Origin of the sequence: Levilactobacillus muriae, assembly GCF_045862015.1 — a bacterium.
In the GTDB taxonomy this organism is placed as follows: Bacteria; Bacillota; Bacilli; order Lactobacillales; family Lactobacillaceae; genus Levilactobacillus; species Levilactobacillus muriae.
The window spans coordinates 176,884-194,350 of the sequence record NZ_BAAFRU010000002.1; the positions used below are offsets into that span (position 1 = coordinate 176,884).

Consider the following 17,467-nt stretch of genomic DNA (forward strand, 5'->3'; position numbering starts at 1 on the left):
GTTTTTTTGTTTGCTTTTTTATTTAATTTCTGTAAAATTAGAAAGTCTGTTACAATTTAATCATATTTTAATTTTAAGGAGGGATGTTCGTGAGTATTTTTCGTAAATTGGCCTGGTATTTCCGTCTAGAGTGGCGTACGTACCTGGTCGGCGTCGTTGGATTGATCTTAACGGCCATCATTGCTATTATTCCGCCACGAATCATTGGGAACATGGTTGACGGCATTCACGGGCAGACTATGACTGGGCGACTCTTGGCCATCGACTTGGGCTTGGTTACCCTGGCAGCGTTGGGTCAGTATGCCACACGCTATATGTGGCGCAATGCCATCTGGGGGGGCGCTGCTCACCTGGAACAACTTTTGCGGAATCGGCTGTTCAGCCACTTTATGGTGATGGACCGCGAATTCTACCAGCATTACCGGACCGGTGATCTGATGGCTCATGCAACCAATGACTTGGAAGCCGTGCAACGGGTGGCTGGTGGAGGAATCCTGCAATTCGCCGATGCCATCATTACGGGGGGGACGACCCTGATTGCTATGATGCTGTTGATCGATTGGCGGTTAACGTTAATTGCCATTATTCCCTTTCCCTTTCTGGCTGTCATCTCGTGGTTCCTTGGGCAACGGATTCACCGGGCCTTTGGGGCGTCACAAGCGGCCTTCTCGCGGCTGAATAACAAGGCGCAGGAGAGTATCAGTGGGATTAAAGTCATCAAGGCATTAGGCCAAGAGGACGCCGATGTGGCTGACTTCGACAGCCAGGTTGCCCGGACGATCAAGATCAACCGGCGTGTGAACCGACTAGATTCCCTGTTTGATCCGGCGATTACGCTGGTTATCTCACTGTCTTACGTGGCGACCATCGTTTTAGGGGGCCTGTTTGTCACCCACAACGTTATTACCATTGGAAATTTGGTGTCCTTCATCAGCTATTTAGCCATGATGGTCTGGCCGATGTTTGCCGTGGGGATGCTGTTTAATACCATGGAACGGGGAAATGCCAGTTATGATCGGGTCATGGAATTGTTGAATCAGAAAACCCACATCATCGACCGCGTCAATGGCCTGAAGACCCGTCCAACCGGGACACTGAGCTATCACGTCAACCGGTTTGACTATCCCGATGACGCCGGGGCTAGCCTCCAGCAGATCGACTTTGACCTGCAGGCTGGCAAGACCCTTGGTATCGTTGGCCGCGTTGGTGCTGGGAAATCAACGATTATGAAATTAATTCTGCGGGAGTTTGATGCCTATAGCGGTGAGATTCAATTCGGTGGGCATCCCATTAAGGACTACGCACTGGATAGCTACTTGCCAGCCATCGGTTACGTCCCACAGGAGAGCTTTCTGTTTTCCACAAATATCTTTGAGAACATTCGCTTTGCCCGTCCAGAAGCCACACAAGCGGAAGTCGAAGCGGCTGCGGCTAAAAGTGATTTGGCCGGTCAAATTGCGCAGTTGCCTGCGGGGTACGACACCCAAGTGGGTGAAGAAGGAATTTCCTTATCCGGCGGGCAACGTCAGCGGATGGCCATTGCACGGGCACTCCTGATCAACCCAGAATTGTTGATTTTGGATGATGCCTTGTCAGCCGTTGACGCCGAGACCGAAGCCGAAATTCTGGCGAACCTGAAGGCCGAACGGGCCAACAAGACGACCATTATTTCGGCACACCGATTGAGCTCTGTGATGGGTGCCGATGAGATTCTGGTGCTCGACCACGGTGAGGTTGTCGAACGGGGAAACCACGCGCAGCTTATGGCGGCACATGGTTGGTACCGACGGATGTTTGACCAGCAACAATTAGAGACGCAAGTGAAGGGAGGCGTTAGCGATGACTGATAAACACGAATCCGCATGGGCACATAGTATGACGACCAGGGAACAGTTGACGGTCATCAAACGCCTGCTGAAATTCGCGGCACCTTACAAGTGGTTCTTCATTGGTTCAATTATTCTGTCAGCGGTCATCAGTGGGATCAATGTTTTCCTGCCGTGGTTGTTGCAGACGTATATGGACCGCTATCTGCGGACTAGCAATGCGACGATCGCGATCATGTGGATGTTTGCCGGGCTATACTTCTTCGGTATGGTGACGCGGGCACTCATGCAGTTCTGGCAGAACTATACCAGTACCATGGGGGCGGAGTACATGCTAGAAAATGTTCGCCGGAAACTCTTCAGCCAGTTGCACCAAAAGGGAATGCGTTACTTCGACCAAACACCGGGGGGCTCAATTCTCTCACGGCTGATGAACGATACCATGACGTTCTCCAACTTCTGGGCGTTACTCAATACGTTAATCTTAGCTATCTTTGCGGTTATTTCGTCATTTGCGGCGATGTACTTCACCGATGTAACGGTCGCATTGTGGACGCTGGTGTTGGTTCCCTTCTTGGGCGTGACGATTTGGTATTACCAACGTTACAGTTCCAAGGTGTATCGGCGGATGCGGGAACGACTGAGCGAACTGAACACCAAATTGGCCGAGGCCATTACCGGGATCAGTGTTATTCAGGAATTCCGGCAAGAGCGGCGAACGTCAGCTAACTTTGAAACGACCAATCAAGCTTATTACGATACGCGTAAGGCTATGATTCGGACGAACTCCCTATTGTTGAGTCCCATCATCAACTTGTTCTACGCGTTGGGTACGGTGATCGTCTTAGGCATGTTCGGGATGCGGGGGCTCCACGAGGTCGTTGCGGCCGGGGTCATTTACGCATTTATCACTTACCTGAATAACTTCTATAGCCCAATGAGCAACATGATGGATAGTCTCAGCGACTTTCAAAACGGGATGGTTGCCGGTTCACGGGTTCTAAGGGTGGTCGATGACCAAACGTTAGCCCCTGCACAACATCCTGTAGCGGATGCCAAAATTACGCGTGGTAAAGTTGAATTCCGCCACGTTACCTTTGCTTACGATGAGGAACATCCCGTTCTGAGAGACGTGTCCTTCGTCGTTGAACCGGGTCAGACGGTAGCGTTGGTCGGACAGACGGGTTCTGGGAAAACGTCAACGATCAATGTCTTGATGCGTTTCTACGAGTTCCAATCTGGTCAAGTTCTGATTGACGACCGTGATATTCGCGAGTATTCCGCTGAAGAGTTACGGGCGAAGATGGGGTTAGTGCTGCAGGAACCACAACTATTCTACGGGGATATTCAGACCAACATTCGCATGTTCAATCCGGATATTTCGGATGATCAGGTACAACGCGCAGCTCACTTTGTGCAGGCCGACGAGTTCATCGACCAGTTGCCGCAGGGCTATGCAACACCGGTATTGGAACGGGGGACGGAATACTCCGCTGGGCAACGGCAACTGATTACGTTTGCCCGTACGGTAGTAACTGATCCGAAGATTCTGATCTTGGATGAGGCAACGGCCAACGTGGATACTGAAACGGAGACTATGATTCAGACTGGGTTATCCCGGATTCAAGAAAATCGAACGACGATTGCGATTGCCCACCGGTTGTCGACAATCCAAAATGCCGACCTGATACTGGTGCTGAACCGCGGGAAAATTGTGGAACGCGGCACCAATGATTCCCTGATGCGACAGCACGGGTGCTACTACGACATGATTCAGTTGCAGAACGCGGCGCACGTCGACTAATTCTAATCGCAAGAGCAGTGGTCGGTAGCTTTCAGTGATGGCTGTTTATGACGACAGGTGTGGAAATGCGGGAAGATAATTTCCTTAACTGGTTTTTAGACAGTGTCGCACGACGCTTAAAAAGTGCATCTAAATAGTATTGCGTTCAATTTACTTTCGAATTGGACGCTTTTTTAGACGCTTTATTCGTCAAAAGTCGGCTGTAAAATAGTACTCACTTACTACTAATGTAATTTTTCCGGAATTGGTCTCATGATTTGGGAAAATAATCAAAAGAATCGTTTTAATCATAAATTGGATTGGGGAATTAACTAAAAATAAATGGCTTTGGGCGAACCATTCGCCATCTTCGGTTGCAAAAAAGGCCACCATAGCTAGTTATACACTAGGCATGGTGGCCTTAAATTTAGTCTTGATGGTCTTCTTTTTCCTTCTCACCAGAGATATCCACGTACTCGAAGCTCGGATTGATCTGCTTGTCCAATGCGTTGAAGGCTGCCTGCATTCGTTGTTCGATGTCAGCTTGGCCGGCTTCATCTAACTTTAATTTGCGGTCGATAGTGATGGGATCGCCAAAGGCTACCGTAACGCGTTTTCTAGAGAAGAGTCGTTTGAAGGTCAGGGGGCCTTGGTAGACAGCAGGAACGAGTGGCACCTTTGCCATTTTAGCGATGACGGCCGCACCACCCTTGAGGTCCTGCGAGTGCCGGGAACCTGAGGGAAACATGATCAGGGACAGGTCACCCTTCCGCAGAAGTCGAACCGGTGTTTTGATGGCCGATGGGCCCGGATGGTCACGATTTACCGAAAAACCATTGACATGATGGAGTAGCCATCGGAAAATAGAGTTTTGGAACAACTCTTCCTTAGCCATGAAGCTGAACTTTCGGGGACTGGCGGCCAGTGCAAAGTAGACGGGGTCAAACCAGGTTCGGTGAGGTCCTACCAAAACGTAAGGGCCATCCGGTAATTTTTCACGATTGAGATATTTAGCTTTACCATTGACGATAAATAAGATAACGCGGATGACGTTCCGCAGAAACGAATAAAACATGTGTCGTGCTCCTCTCACAGTGGATCTAATGAATCTAGTATGCAAAAAAACTGCCGGGGTTGCAAGTAATCTTAACCAAAAATGAAAGAAGGTGGTGGCTGTGACCACGCCAGATTTACAGGCTGGTGAACGAATCGACCAGCTTTACAGCCAAGATATTCAAATTATCCAGAGCCCAGATGTCTTCGCCTTTTCATTGGATGCAGTACTTTTGGCAGACTTTGCCAAGCTACCAGCACGCCAGTCTAGTCAGATCGTCGACTTGTGTGCAGGCAATGGGGCCGTGGGACTCTTCATGAGTAGTAAGACGAAGGGCCAGATTGCTGAGGTCGAGATTCAGCCGCGTCTTGCGGATATGGCCCGCCGTAGTGTGGCATTGAACAATCTCACAGGACGGGTTACTGTTTACGAGGGTGACTTAGCCAAGATCAACCAGTGGATTTCCAAGGACTCGGTGGACGTGGTCACCTGTAATCCACCGTATTTTGCTGATCTGCCGGATAGCCAGAAAAATCCCAATCCCTATTTAGCCATTGCGCGCCACGAGATCACCACGAATCTTGCTACGGTGGTTCAGACGACCAGCGGCCTATTGAAAATGAATGGTAAGGCTTATTTTGTCCATCGGCCGGACCGTTTGCTTCAGCTCCTGGATCTGATGACGGCAAATCGGTTGGCGCCTAAGCGCATTCGGCTGGTACATCCCAAGCCCGGCAAGGAAGCCAACATGGTGTTAGTTGAAGCAATCAAGGACGGTAAATCCGGGGGATTACGTTTCCTTGATCCCCTGATTGTGTATGATCGGCAAGGTGAATATTCTCCAGAAGTGAAGGCGTTACTCTATGGAAATATCTAAGGAACCGGCGAAAAATTATTACTTTTACGTGTTACTCTGTGCGGATAATTCCTTGTACGGTGGCTTCACCACTGACGTTGCTAAGCGGTTTGCCACGCACGTTGCTGGTAAGGGGGCCAAGTATACAAAGCTTCACCGGCCATTGAAGGTGTTATTTAGCCAAACTTTCGACAACAAACACGATGCGCTCCACGCCGAATGGACCTTTAAACACCAGTCGCGACAAAGAAAACTACAGTTTTTAAAAGCGCAGGGAATTTCTGTCGAAAAGTAGTCGTTTTCTCCCTTTAATGACAAGGACTATGGTACACTTGTGGCGGGTAGTAGATGTGATTTTTCAGACAAGCGAAGGAGGAACTTACTGTGAAAATTATTGCTTATGGCATCCGTGACGATGAACGACCTTACTTAGAAGAATGGTCTCAGGACCAGGGTATCGAAGTTAAAGCCGTGAGTGAGTTATTAGACGAATCAACGGTTGATTTAGCCAAGGGTTATGACGGGGCAGTGGTTTACCAACAAAAGCCATACACGGCAGCAGTTTTAGACCAATTGGCTGCCGATGGTATCACGAACTTATCACTACGAAATGTTGGGGTCGATAATGTTGATGCCGATGCTGTTAAACGCAACGGTTTCAAGGTGACTAACGTTCCCGCATATTCACCGGAAGCCATCGCCGAATTTACAGTATCTCAACTGATGCGGTTACTGCGGCGGGCACCAACGTTTGCTCGGAAGCAAGCCCATGGTGACTTGCGCTGGGCACCAGATATTGCTGATGAACTCAACTCGATGACAGTTGGAATCGTGGCGACTGGCCGGATCGGTCGGGCTGCTATGAAGATCTACCAAGGTTTTGGTGCTAAGGTCATTGCCTACGATGTCTTCCACAATCCAGAGTTGGAGAAACAAGGCATCTACGTGGATACCTTGGACGAACTGTACGCTCAAGCTGATGTGATCTCCCTGCATGCACCAGCCACAAAAGACAATGCGCACATGCTGAATGATGAAAGCTTCGGCAAGATGAAAGATGGCGTCTGGATCTTGAATCCAGCTCGGGGGGCTCTGATTGATACGGACGCGCTGATCCGGGCACTGGACAGTGGCAAGGTTGCTGGTGCTGCACTGGACGTTTATGAAGACGAAGTTGGGATCTTTAACGCCGATTTCGGAAGCTTCGATGCCATTCCAGATGAACGACTGAAGAACTTGCTGAAACGTGAGAACGTTTTGATTAGTCCACATATTGCGTTCTATACTCGGACGGCTGTCAAGAACATGGTGCAATTCGCATTGAACAACAATAAACAATTGATTGAAACTGGCAAGGCTGAGAATGAAGTTGCTTTTTAAGCTTAACCGGACGAAAAAAGCGTCGCGCAATTGCGCGACGCTTTTATAATGAAAACGTTTAGGCTTCCGAATAGGCAGCTGTGAGTGCCAGGAGCAAGTCCTGTAACTCGAATGAATCCGTCACCGTTTGGTCCGGAATCCACTGCCCGTCTGGAATCTCTAAGTTACGATGATTAAACCAGAAGGCATGCCAGCCAGCCTGCTTGGCAGCCTTGACATCCATACTGTAATTATCGCCAACATAGGCAACTTCACTCGCCCGCAGGTTAAGCTTGCGGTTCATTAACGTGAAGATTTGGGGATCAGGCTTAGCTAGGCCAGCTTCCTCCGAGGTGATGATGGTATCCCTAGTCAACCATCGGTGCATTTGGAGTTGCATGACTTTAGCAAGCTGAGCGTCCGTATTGCCATTCGTAATAATCCCCAATTGATACTGCTCGCTGAGTTGATCGAGGGCTGTTTCCAGTCCGGGAAATAACTCGATTTGGCGAAGGCCAGTGGTATAAGCGCGCTGAAAATCAAGCGCTGACTGGACATCGACTGCGGGCAACTGCTGGGCTAAAAGCGCGGTGTTGAGCCGCTTAACGGCCATTTCCTGTTGCGACCACCGGCCATCGGCAACCTGGGCGTAAGCCTGGCTACTTTGCTGGCGGTAAGTCTGGAAGGTCATATTAAGATCAAAGTCTTGCGGTAAATTTAAAATCGGCGCAAGGGCGGCCTCGAAGGGTGCTTTTTGATCATATAGCGTGTCATCGACATCGAAGACGACCGCTTTAATCATATTCGTTTCCTCCTCAGTTATGCCTAAGCAGTTTACCATAACTGGAAATAAAAGCAACGTGGGCTGGAAATATTAGCCATGGCCGCTAGGAGTTTTGTCGCTGTGGAAACCGACAAAAGCCACCGGTGGTCTTTTGCCTCGACTTGAAACCACGCAAAGACTAGCGAGTTTCCGAGATCGTCTAATGGCGTAAGAACGGGAAGATTCACCCGTACTAACGCCATTTTCAGTAAGTGGTCTGTTCTTACGACAAGCTTACAAACTGAGTTTAAACCAGCCGGCTTACCGTTCACCAAAAATAAGCTGGAAGGCCGTGGGGGAGGACGCCGCCAGCTTGGCATAGCTTATCGAGGGAGAAAATCGCTGGATTTGTTAATTTTTGCTTGTGTTAGTGCCAGTAGTTTTGTATAATTACTTTCGGTGCGTATGCGCCAATTCACACCTCGCGTGATGACCGGAGGGGTGCTCGCTTGCGAGTTCTCGGGTCAATTGATCGTGGGGGAGGAAATCAAAAACTATTTGGAGGCATTTTATCATGGCTGTTATTTCAATGAAACAACTGCTCGAAGCCGGTGTCCACTTTGGTCACCAAACCCGTCGTTGGAACCCAAAGATGAAGCAATACATCTTTACGGAACGTAACGGTATCTACATCATCGACTTACAAAAGACGGTGAAGTTGATTGACGCTGCTTACAACTACATGAAGGACGAAGCTGCTAAGGGCGCCGTTGTTCTGTTTGTTGGGACTAAGAAGCAAGCGCAAGATTCTATCGAAGAAGAAGCTACCCGTGCCGGTCAATACTACGTTAACCACCGTTGGTTGGGTGGGACTTTGACCAACTGGGAAACGATCCAAACTCGGATCAAGCGTCTTAAGTCTTTGAAGAAGATGGCTACTGACGGTACTTTTGATGTTCTTCCTAAGAAGGAAGTTTCCTTACTTAAGAAGTCTCAAGACAAGTTGGAACGGTTCTTAGGCGGTATCGAAGATATGCCTAAGTTGCCTGATGTTATGTTCATCGTTGACCCTCGCAAGGAACAAATCGCTGTTCACGAAGCACAAAAGTTGAACATTCCGATCGTTGCTATGGTTGATACGAACACTGACCCAGACGAAATTGACGTGGTTATCCCATCTAACGATGATGCTATCCGTGCCGTTCGTCTGATCACTTCTAAGATGGCTGACGCTATCGTTGAAGGTCGTCAAGGTGAAGACCAAGTCGACGAAAAGACGTTTGAAGGCAAGAAGCCAGCTGACAAGAAGGGCGACAAGCCTGCTTCTGACAACTCGATGGAAGACATCGTTAACGCTGTTGAAGGCGACAACAAGTAATTAAATGCAAGGTGTCATTTTGACACTTTCCAAATATAAGATTTAAAGCACCTTAGGCTGGCTTAATGTTTAGGACCGATAATGGCCTGAGATTGAGTCAGTCTTTTTTGCGGAATTAGATGAATTCAAAAGGAGGCCATTACACATGGCAAGCAAAATCACTGCAGCACAAGTTAAAGAATTACGAGACAAGACCCAAGTTGGGATGATGGATGCTAAGAAGGCCCTCGTTGCTTCTGAAGGCGACATGGACAAAGCCATCGATTTCCTGCGTGAAAAGGGTATCGCCAAGGCAAAGAAGAAGAGCGGCAACGTTGCTGCTAACGGTTTAGCTCGTGTGAAGGTTAGTGGGAACACCGCTGCCATCATCGAAGTAAACTCCGAAACTGACTTCGTGGCTACGAACGACACGTTCAACGCTTTAGTTGATACTGTTGCGAACACGATTGCCGCACAACAACCAGCTGACTTGGATGCCGCTTTAGCATTGAAGACGACTGATGGCGATACTTTGAACGATGCGATCGTGAAGACCACGCAAATCACCAGTGAAAACGTGCAATTACGTCGTTTCGCTGTTGTCGAAAAGACGGACGGTCAAGTGTTCGGTTCATACTTACACCAAGGTGGCCAAATTGCTGCCGTTGTTGTCTTGGAAGGTGCTGATGAAGCAACTGCCAAGGACGTTGCGATGCACGTTGCTGCGATCAACCCAGAATTCGTTTCTAAGGACGACATTCCAGCAGATCGTTTAGCTCACGAACGTGAAGTCTTGAAGCAAGAAGCTTTGAACGAAGGCAAGCCTGAAAAGATCGTTGAAAAGATGGTCGAAGGCCGTCTGCACAAGTTCTTATCCGAAATCAGCTTAGCTGACCAACCATTCGTTAAGGATGGCGACCAAACTGTCAGCCAATTTGTTGCCAGCAAGGGTGGCAAGTTAGTTAACTTTGTTCGTTACGAAGTTGGCGAAGGTATCGAAAAGCCTAAGAGTGACTTGGCCAAGGAAGTTCACGACCAGATCAACGGCTAATTTCAGTAAAGAAGCGTAGATTCCGGTTGGAGGCTGCGCTTTTTTCATATATTTTTAGCGAAATGTGGTAATTCGTAACCCCTGACTATCACTAGCCCGGGGAATATGATAGAATTATTGTCAGAATACAATAGGAGGAAACACAATGGCGGACGTAAAGTATAAACGGATTATGCTGAAACTTAGTGGTGAGGCTTTGGCCGGCGACAAAGGTTTTGGGATTAATCCGCCTGTGATTAAAACCGTAGCGGAAGAGGTTAAGAGTGTCTATAACTTGGGCATTCAAATCGCTATTGTGGTTGGTGGCGGTAACATGTGGCGTGGTGTCTCTGGTGAGCAAATGGGCATGGAACGTGCCCAAGCCGACTACATCGGCATGCTGGCTACCATCATGAACGCGTTAGCCTTACAAGACAACCTAGAGTCAATTGGCGTACCAACGCGGGTTCAGACTTCTATTGAGATGCGGCAGATTGCCGAGCCGTACATTCGGCGCAAGGCTATCCGGCACTTGGAGAAGGAACGCGTTGTGATCTTCGCTGGGGGTACGGGAAGTCCGTACTTCTCCACGGATACAACGGCTGCCTTACGGGCGGCGGAAATCAACGCTGATGCCATCTTGATGGCAAAGAACGGGGTTGATGGCATTTACTCCGCTGATCCGAACAAAGATCCGGATGCCGTTAAGTTTGACCAATTAACACAATTGGATATCATCAACAAGGGCCTGCACGTCATGGATACGACGGCTAGTTCACTTTCGATGGATAATGATATTCCGTTTGTCGTATTCAACCTCAATGAGAGTGGCAACATTCGCAAGGTCGTTGAAGGCGAGAATATCGGGACAACAGTTAGGGGAAAATAGATATGGCAGATCAGATTATTACAGATGCACAGAGTCGGATGAAAAAGGCCGAAGAAGCTTTGAAGCGGGAACTCGGGACGATTCGTGCCGGCCGTGCCAATGCTAGCATTTTGAACCGGGTCACAGTGGACTACTATGGCGCTCAGACGCCATTGAATCAGGTAGCCTCCATCACCATTCCCGAACCACGAGTATTGATGGTGACGCCTTATGACAAGTCCGCCCTCGAGGATATTGAAAAAGGTATCTTGGAATCTGACGTGGGGATCACGCCAGCTAACGATGGGACTGCACTGCGATTAGTGATTCCACAATTGACTGAGGAACGTCGTAAGGAAATCGCCAAGCAAGTTAAGGCTACCGCTGAACAAGGCAAGGTCGCAGTCCGGAATGTCCGGCGCGATGCCATGGACAGCGTTAAAAAGGGCCACAAGGACGGCGACTACACTGACGATGACCTACACAACCTGGAAGACCAAGTCCAAAAGGCAACTGATAAGGCTATCAAAGGTGTTGACGCCATTGCGGCAGACAAAGAAAAAGAAGTCTTAACGGACTAATCTAACTGAGTAAGGAGCACTTAAAAATGGCAGAAGATAACCAAAATAACCAAGATCAAGATAACGTTGAAATCACCCCTGGTACTGAGGAATTTGGAAAGATGGTTTTCCGTCTGAATAACCCAGTTAACGCTGAAAATATTTCCGTGTTGAACTATAATGGGGCAGAATTGGAACAGATTCAAGACGGCGTCTATGCACAACCTGCATACGTCAGTGACGACTTCAACTTGTTCTTCGTCGTGACGCAATTAATTGGGGACGACTGGATCGTGGCGTTCTCCAAGGCCACCATTACGAACGGTAACGAAATTACCGATCTCTCAGATCCACTGCCAACTGGTGCGGGTTTGAATCTTTTGGGCCAAACCAGTGCTGACGATGCCAACAATCTCTTGAGCTACTTCGGGACTTTGGTAGACGCTAAGCGCGGCGAATGGCGGCTAATCGAGTAATTCCGGTCAAAAGCTAAAGATTTGCTCAATTTGGGGGCCGGGATAGTTTCCCGGCTCTTTTTTTGTTATGATGAGAGGTTGTAGAGATGAACCTAGAATCAACGGAGGTGCGCAGTGTTTTCATTTTTAAATAAAGATCAAGCCACGGGCGAGGTCACAGAGCGCCAGTTGGACGAGCAAAATATTCCCGCCCATATCGCCATTATCATGGATGGCAACGGACGGTGGGCACAACAGCGACATTTACCCCGCATCGCCGGCCATAAGCAGGGGATGAATACGGTGAAGACGGTTGCCAAGGCGGCCAGCCATTTGGGCGTCAAGGTACTCACGTTGTATGCCTTTTCCACGGAGAACTGGAAGCGACCATCCACCGAGGTCAACTATCTTATGAAGTTGCCGGTCGACTTCTTTAGCACGTTTGTTCCCGATTTGGTGAGGAATAATATTCGTGTGAAAGTCATGGGCTATACGGATCAGTTGCCAGTGGCGACCCAAAAAGCGGTTCGTGATGCGATTGCGGATACGGCTGGTTGCACGGGAATGGTGTTAAACTTCGCGTTGAACTATGGTGGTCGGGCTGAATTGGTCACAGCAACGCAAAAACTGGCTGCCCAGGTACAGGCTGGTGAATTGGCACCTACGGACATTACCGCGGACATGATTGGTCAACAGTTAATGACTGGGGACTTGGCCGAGTTAGCCGACCCGGACCTCTTGATTCGAACCAGTGGCGAAGAACGGTTGTCGAATTTCATGCTCTGGCAGGTCGCATACAGCGAGTTTGTCTTCATGCAAGAACATTGGCCGGACTTCGACCAAGCAACGCTAGAACAAGCTATTTACACGTATCAGCAACGTCATCGGCGCTTTGGTGGGCTTAACCCCGCGACTGATACGACCAAAAATTGAGAACATTGAGGAGTTTGTAATATGAAACAGCGGGTTATAACGGCTGTCGTTGCCCTGATTATCTTCATTCCCATCATCATTGCTGGGGGAATCTGGGTCGACATTGCCGCCTTTGCATTGGGTCTCGTGGCCTTGTCAGAAGTTTTAATTATGCGCAAAAAGTTATTAGTAAGTCCAGAAGCTTTTATTTCGGGTCTTGGTATCTTGCTGGTCATTGCACCGCAGGGATGGTGGGCAGATCTGCCTCATTTCCTCGATCCTTGGTACATCGTTTATCTGTTTATCCTGCTCTTATTGTTACGGACGGTGGTTTCTAAGAACCGTTTTTCATTTGACGATGCCGGGATGATCACCCTGAGCGTGCTGTATATTGGGATTGGATTCCACTTCTTTATCGCGGCTCGGGCCGTTAGTCTGGTGGCCTTACTGTACGCGTTGTTCATCGTGTGGACCACGGACTCTGGCGCCTACATGATCGGCCGGAAATTAGGAAAGCACAAGTTGGCACCTCACATCAGTCCTAACAAGACCTGGGAAGGGTCTATCGGTGGGTCGTTGGTGGCCACAATTGTCGGCAGTGTTTTCTGGTATTTCTTCCCAATCGGTCACTACAGCTTGATCGTGATGATCATTCTGACACTGATCTTCTCCATCGTGGGTCAGTTTGGTGACTTAGTTGAATCTGCGCTCAAACGGTATTATGGGGTCAAAGACTCTGGAAAGATTTTGCCCGGTCACGGTGGTATCTTGGACCGGTTCGATAGCTTACTGTTAGTTCTGCCAGTTATTCATTTGTTTGGTCTGATCTAGACGCTGAAAACTGATAAATTCACGCCATCCTTAACTAAGGCAGAAATTAACCTGCTGAAGTTAAGTAGTTTTGACGTGTGGACCGTTTGAAATCCGATGAGGTTAACTCTTGGGTTGCAAAGTTAGTTTTGCTGTTCGCTTGCGCCCTTTGGGGTGGTTAAGGTATGCTATACAGCAGTTAAAAAACGTAGGATCGAGTCGAACAGTAGAAGGGACGACAGCTGTGATTACAACGATTATTACTTTTATTATCGTCTTTGGGATTCTGGTCATAGTCCACGAATTCGGGCATTTTTATTTTGCCAAACGTGGTGGTATCTTGGTCCGAGAATTTTCTATCGGAATGGGCCCCAAGCTGTTCTATCGGCGGGGAAAAGACGGAACGACGTATACGCTCCGCCTGTTACCCGTCGGGGGGTACGTCCGCATGGCGGGCGCCGAAGATGACGAAGATGAGATTAAGCCTGGGACACCGGTCAGCCTGTATTTAGGTAAGGATGATCAAGTCGAACGGATCAATGCTAGCAAGAAGTCGACATTGTTTAACGGAATTCCGGTTGAGATCACTGGTTCCGACCTGGAGGATGAACTCTGGATCGAAGGTTATGAAAACGGCGATGAGTCCGAAGTCAAACGTTACCCAGTTGCCCACAATGCAACTATCATCGAGACTGATGGGACCGAGCTGCAGATTGCCCCTAAGGATGTGCAATTTCAGGCGGCGTCGTTAGGCCGGCGTCTCATGACCAATTTCGCGGGACCGATGAACAATATTATTTTGGCCATCGTGACGTTTATGCTGATGTCTCTTGTACAAGGCGGCGTCGCTATGGGGACGAACCAGGTTCAAGTGGCGAGTGCACCCGTGTCCATTGCCAAGAAAGCTGGCATTCAGAACAATGATAAGATTTTGTCTGTGAATGGTAAGCAGACTAAGGATTGGACGGCATTGAGTACGGCTATCCAGCCACGTGCCAACAAGGCTACCAAGGTCGTCATTCAACGTGGGAGTACGAAGAAGATACTGACGTTAACCCCTAAGGGTGAGCAGTCTAATGGCAAGACTGTCGGGATGATTGGGATTACCCAGGCGCAGAACAAGCATATTGGGCCAATCCTAGCCTCCGGGTTTACGCAGACGTGGACCATGACCAAGGCGCTCTTTGGGGCACTCTGGAGTATGGTCTCCGGACACTTTAGTTTGAACGATTTGGGTGGGCCAGTTGCTATCTTTGCGACGACCTCTCAAGCGACTAAATTTGGATTAGTCGGTGTGCTGAATTTCCTGGCTTTCTTGTCGATCAACTTGGCGATTGTCAATTTAATACCAATTCCTGCCTTAGATGGTGGTAAAATATTATTGAACTTTATTGAAGCTATTCGGCGCAAGCCCCTTTCTGAAAATGTGGAAGCGGGAATTACGCTGGTCGGTGTCGGCTTCCTAGTGATTCTGATGTTATTGGTCACCTGGAACGATATCGAACGCTACTTTATTCACTAGTAAATTAGGGATGTAACGAGAAGGGAATATTTGACTATGAAACAATCGAAATTACTCATTCCAACTTTGAAAGAGGTGCCGAATGGTGCTGAGGCCTTGAGCCATCAAATGATGTTACGGGCCGGCTACATTCGCCAAGTGACAGCAGGGGTTTATGCCTATTTGCCACTGGCCTACCGGGTCTTAGAAAACATCGAAAAGATCATCCGTGAGGAAATGGAAAAGATTGATGCCGTTGAAACTTTGATGCCAGCAATCTTGCCCGCTTCACTTTGGGAAGAATCCGGTCGTTACGAGACATACGGGCCAAACTTATTCAAGCTGAAGAACCGGCATGACAGTGACTTTATTCTGGGCCCGACCCATGAAGAAACGTTTACGATGTTGGTTCGTGACGCCGTTAAGTCTTACAAGCGTTTGCCGTTGGTGATGTACCAAATCCAACCCAAGTATCGGGATGAAGATCGTCCCCGTTATGGGTTATTGCGTGGTCGTGAATTTATCATGAAGGATGGCTATTCCTTTACCATCAACGATGAAGACCTCGACCGTATCTACTCTCAAATGGAACACGCTTACGAAAACGTCTTCGATCGCGTGGGCTTGAACTACCGGGCTATCGTTGGTGACGGTGGTGCCATGGGTGGGAAGGATTCCAAGGAATTCTCTGCTATTGCACCCGTTGGTGAAGATACGATTGTTTACTCTGACTCATCCGATTATGCAGCTAACCTGGAAATGGCTCGGAGCCTCTTCATCAGTAAGAAGTCCCACGCCCAACCAGAAGAGATGACAAAGATTGCGACGCCAGGAGCCAAGACGATTGATGAAGTCGCCGAATTCTTGGATGTGAAGCCCGCAACACTAGTCAAGAGCATGCTCTATGTGGCCAACAAGGATCAACCTGTGATGGTTCTGGTGCGCGGTGATCACGAAGTCAACGAAACCAAGCTGAAGAACTACTTGGATGCCGACTTCTTAGATCCCGCAACGCCAGATCAAGCCAAGCAGTTCCTGGGAGCCAACTTTGGGTCACTGGGTCCCGTAGGCGTGGGCGAAGACGTCAAAATTTTGGCCGACCAATACGTGAGTGACATGGTCAATGTGACCGTGGGTGCTGACGAGGATGGCCACCACTACATCAACGCCAACGCTGGTCGTGACTTCCGGGTTGACGACTATGCTGACTTGCGTGAAGTCCAACCTGGCGACCTGTCTCCAGATGGTGCCGGTGTACTGAAGTTCACCAAGGGAATCGAAATTGGCCACATCTTCAAGTTGGGGACGCGTTACTCCGATGCCTTGGGTGCGACCGTTCTGGACGAAGGTGGCCGCCAAAAGCCCGTCGTCATGGGATCTTATGGTATTGGTGTGAGCCGGTTACTATCAGCAATTGCCGAACAACAAGCTGACGAAAATGGTCTGGTTTGGCCACGGAATATTGCGCCGTTTGATATTCACTTGGTTCCAGTCAACCTGAAGAAGGAAGACCAAGCGAACCTGACCACTGAGCTGGAAGAACAATTATCGGCCAAGGGGTACCGTGTGCTGACTGATGACCGGAAGGAACGTCCCGGTGTGAAGTTTGCCGATTCCGACTTGATGGGGATTCCGGTCCGCATCACCATCGGTAAGAAGGCCGGCGAGGGTATCGTTGAAATCAAGATCAGAAAGACTGGTGAAACGGTCGAAGTTATTAAGGATGAAGTCGCAAGTACTGTGGAAATCCTCTTTAAGGACATCGACTAGCTTACCGAAAGACCAGCTAGCGGCTGGTCTTTTTAGTCTTTTGACTAGTTCCCAAACAGTCATGAAGACTGTCGTAACAACAATGCTGGGCCTGAAATCAAGCGGCGTTGTTCAACCATTGCCGACCTCTCGGCTTACGTGGCTGATCTGAGAACAACGTTCAGCTAAGGCTGGTCGTTGTTGTGGACTAAGTAGTTTGTCACCGACCAGCTGTCAAAGATTATGCGTGCTGAGAGGACCGGTGTAATCCCAAGAGCGGTCTTGTGCCGTGGCTTGAAGCCCGCTTTATAACCTAAACGGTAGCTAAAGTTATCGACATGAACGGATCTCAACCAGCTATTAGCTGACGGATGGTTTAACTAGTTATTGTGGGCAATTAGTTGTGGTCGGTATGAATGAGTACCTAGAGTACAGTAACAATAGACTAAGAGCGTGTTATTTAAATGTGGTTTGATGGGTAAAAACTAGCTTAGCCGGAGGAGGCCAGGGATGGCGCCGGCTGTGACGGCGGTGTTAGGCCGGGCGGTTGTTTTTCCCCGACCTTACAGCGCGAGACGTGTTTG

Annotated in this window: 16 protein-coding genes; 14 read left to right on the plus strand and 2 right to left on the minus strand. The window is 48.9% G+C overall.

Features of this window, described 5'->3' with window-relative positions:
• Window positions 1-89: 89 nt before the first annotated feature.
• Window positions 90-1,847, plus strand: coding sequence for an ABC transporter ATP-binding protein (locus tag ACKTSF_RS01975; RefSeq protein WP_407886140.1), 1,758 nt, complete (start codon window positions 90-92; stop codon window positions 1,845-1,847).
• Window positions 1,840-3,630, plus strand: coding sequence for an ABC transporter ATP-binding protein (locus ACKTSF_RS01980; RefSeq protein WP_407886142.1), 1,791 nt, complete (start codon window positions 1,840-1,842; stop codon window positions 3,628-3,630). Before ACKTSF_RS01975 ends, ACKTSF_RS01980 begins: the two co-directional genes overlap by 8 nt.
• Before the next feature lie 406 nt (window positions 3,631-4,036).
• Here the strand turns inward: ACKTSF_RS01980 and ACKTSF_RS01985 are convergent, their stop codons facing one another.
• Window positions 4,037-4,684: a lysophospholipid acyltransferase family protein gene (locus ACKTSF_RS01985; protein ID WP_407886144.1), complete on the minus strand. Its 648-nt coding sequence runs from the start codon at window positions 4,682-4,684 to the stop codon at window positions 4,037-4,039.
• 100 nt (window positions 4,685-4,784) lie between these two features.
• On the opposite strand from ACKTSF_RS01985, the gene ACKTSF_RS01990 reads away from it, so the two are divergent.
• From ACKTSF_RS01990 to ACKTSF_RS02000, 3 genes are all read left to right on the plus strand, one after another.
• Window positions 4,785-5,540, plus strand: coding sequence for a tRNA1(Val) (adenine(37)-N6)-methyltransferase (locus ACKTSF_RS01990; protein ID WP_407886146.1), 756 nt, complete (start codon window positions 4,785-4,787; stop codon window positions 5,538-5,540).
• On the plus strand, window positions 5,527-5,814 hold the full coding sequence (locus ACKTSF_RS01995; RefSeq protein ID WP_407886148.1) for a GIY-YIG nuclease family protein: 288 nt from the start codon (window positions 5,527-5,529) through the stop codon (window positions 5,812-5,814). Before ACKTSF_RS01990 ends, ACKTSF_RS01995 begins: the two co-directional genes overlap by 14 nt.
• 89 nt (window positions 5,815-5,903) lie before the next feature.
• Window positions 5,904-6,899: a D-2-hydroxyacid dehydrogenase gene (locus ACKTSF_RS02000; RefSeq protein ID WP_407886149.1), complete on the plus strand. Its 996-nt coding sequence runs from the start codon at window positions 5,904-5,906 to the stop codon at window positions 6,897-6,899.
• A 58-nt stretch (window positions 6,900-6,957) separates the two neighbouring features.
• On the opposite strand, the gene ACKTSF_RS02005 is transcribed toward ACKTSF_RS02000, so the two are convergent.
• Window positions 6,958-7,680, minus strand: coding sequence for an HAD family hydrolase (locus ACKTSF_RS02005; protein WP_407886151.1), 723 nt, complete (start codon window positions 7,678-7,680; stop codon window positions 6,958-6,960).
• Between the two features lie 535 nt (window positions 7,681-8,215).
• Between ACKTSF_RS02005 and rpsB the strand changes: the two genes are divergently transcribed.
• From rpsB to ACKTSF_RS02050, 9 genes are all read left to right on the plus strand, one after another.
• Entirely contained in the window at window positions 8,216-9,019 is an 804-nt protein-coding gene (gene rpsB / locus ACKTSF_RS02010) for a 30S ribosomal protein S2 (RefSeq protein ID WP_407886153.1), read from the plus strand.
• Window positions 9,020-9,164: 145 nt separating this feature from the next.
• Window positions 9,165-10,049, plus strand: coding sequence for a translation elongation factor Ts (gene tsf, locus ACKTSF_RS02015; protein WP_407886155.1), 885 nt, complete (start codon window positions 9,165-9,167; stop codon window positions 10,047-10,049).
• Window positions 10,050-10,194: 145 nt separating this feature from the next.
• Window positions 10,195-10,917 carry a UMP kinase gene (pyrH, locus tag ACKTSF_RS02020; RefSeq protein WP_020088594.1) on the plus strand — a complete coding sequence of 241 codons (723 nt, stop codon included), beginning with the start codon at window positions 10,195-10,197 and terminating at the stop codon, window positions 10,915-10,917.
• Window positions 10,918-10,919: 2 nt separating this feature from the next.
• A complete protein-coding gene (gene frr, locus ACKTSF_RS02025) occupies window positions 10,920-11,477 on the plus strand; it encodes a ribosome recycling factor (protein ID WP_407886156.1) in 558 nt (185 codons plus the stop codon).
• 26 nt (window positions 11,478-11,503) lie between these two features.
• Window positions 11,504-11,932 carry a hypothetical protein gene (locus ACKTSF_RS02030; RefSeq protein ID WP_407886158.1) on the plus strand — a complete coding sequence of 143 codons (429 nt, stop codon included), beginning with the start codon at window positions 11,504-11,506 and terminating at the stop codon, window positions 11,930-11,932.
• Window positions 11,933-12,046: 114 nt separating this feature from the next.
• Window positions 12,047-12,844: an undecaprenyl pyrophosphate synthase gene (gene uppS / locus ACKTSF_RS02035; RefSeq protein ID WP_407886160.1), complete on the plus strand. Its 798-nt coding sequence runs from the start codon at window positions 12,047-12,049 to the stop codon at window positions 12,842-12,844.
• A 21-nt stretch (window positions 12,845-12,865) separates the two neighbouring features.
• Entirely contained in the window at window positions 12,866-13,654 is a 789-nt protein-coding gene (locus tag ACKTSF_RS02040; RefSeq protein ID WP_407886162.1) for a phosphatidate cytidylyltransferase, read from the plus strand.
• Window positions 13,655-13,877: 223 nt separating this feature from the next.
• Window positions 13,878-15,155 carry an RIP metalloprotease RseP gene (gene rseP / locus ACKTSF_RS02045; protein ID WP_407886164.1) on the plus strand — a complete coding sequence of 426 codons (1,278 nt, stop codon included), beginning with the start codon at window positions 13,878-13,880 and terminating at the stop codon, window positions 15,153-15,155.
• Window positions 15,156-15,191: 36 nt separating this feature from the next.
• Window positions 15,192-16,904 carry a proline--tRNA ligase gene (locus ACKTSF_RS02050; protein WP_407886166.1) on the plus strand — a complete coding sequence of 571 codons (1,713 nt, stop codon included), beginning with the start codon at window positions 15,192-15,194 and terminating at the stop codon, window positions 16,902-16,904.
• Window positions 16,905-17,467 lie beyond the last annotated feature (563 nt).

Coding starts and splice junctions, on each gene's coding strand:
- ACKTSF_RS01980 (WP_407886142.1), top strand. CDS start 1,840: ATGACTGATAAACACGAATCCGCATGGGCACATAGTATGACGACCAGG.
- ACKTSF_RS01985 (WP_407886144.1), bottom strand. CDS start 4,684: ATGTTTTATTCGTTTCTGCGGAACGTCATCCGCGTTATCTTATTTATC.
- ACKTSF_RS01995 (WP_407886148.1), top strand. CDS start 5,527: ATGGAAATATCTAAGGAACCGGCGAAAAATTATTACTTTTACGTGTTA.
- ACKTSF_RS02005 (WP_407886151.1), bottom strand. CDS start 7,680: ATGATTAAAGCGGTCGTCTTCGATGTCGATGACACGCTATATGATCAA.
- rpsB (WP_407886153.1), top strand. CDS start 8,216: ATGGCTGTTATTTCAATGAAACAACTGCTCGAAGCCGGTGTCCACTTT.
- tsf (WP_407886155.1), top strand. CDS start 9,165: ATGGCAAGCAAAATCACTGCAGCACAAGTTAAAGAATTACGAGACAAG.
- pyrH (WP_020088594.1), top strand. CDS start 10,195: ATGGCGGACGTAAAGTATAAACGGATTATGCTGAAACTTAGTGGTGAG.
- frr (WP_407886156.1), top strand. CDS start 10,920: ATGGCAGATCAGATTATTACAGATGCACAGAGTCGGATGAAAAAGGCC.
- ACKTSF_RS02030 (WP_407886158.1), top strand. CDS start 11,504: ATGGCAGAAGATAACCAAAATAACCAAGATCAAGATAACGTTGAAATC.
- ACKTSF_RS02040 (WP_407886162.1), top strand. CDS start 12,866: ATGAAACAGCGGGTTATAACGGCTGTCGTTGCCCTGATTATCTTCATT.
- ACKTSF_RS02050 (WP_407886166.1), top strand. CDS start 15,192: ATGAAACAATCGAAATTACTCATTCCAACTTTGAAAGAGGTGCCGAAT.